General features: G+C 61.7%; 1 protein-coding gene. It reads right to left on the bottom strand.

The genetic code is table 11. The annotated features are described in order from the left end of the window. Positions 1-139: 139 nt before the first annotated feature. The coding region (locus AC1D1Y_RS26420) for an AI-2E family transporter (protein WP_477684955.1) at positions 140-444 on the bottom strand (305 nt) is incomplete at its 5' end.

The following is a 444-nucleotide window of genomic DNA, read 5'->3' as shown; positions in this document are numbered from 1 at the left end:
GTTGTGCGCACTGCCTTTGGCACCAATCCAGAGTTCCAAGTGCTTGAGCGCCGCCTCGTTGGGGCCGGCAAAGAAATTGGCTACCGTCGGCCCGGCGGACAGGCCGATGTCCAACGCGATCTGTTGCATTACCAAGGCTTTATCCCAGATAGAGGCGGCTGGTCAGATAGCCGGCACGCATGCGCCGCACAGCCACCAACAGCACGGCGCTGGCCGGCAGTGCAATCAGCACGCCCACAAAGCCAAACAACTGCCCAAACGCCAACAGCGCAAAAATGACAGCCAGCGGGTGCAGCCCAATGCGCTCGCCCACCAGGCGCGGCGTCAAATACAGGCTTTCCACCATTTGGCCCACGCCATAGACCACGGCCACCATGACCAAGGGGTAGACCAGCCCGCCGCTGGAAAACTCTAGCAACCCGGCAAACGTGGCCAGTACCAGCC

This window comes from Polaromonas sp. P1_G1, assembly GCF_056405595.1.
Note: the sequence above shows the minus strand (reverse complement) of the source record. Positions and strands in the feature narration are given on the sequence as shown.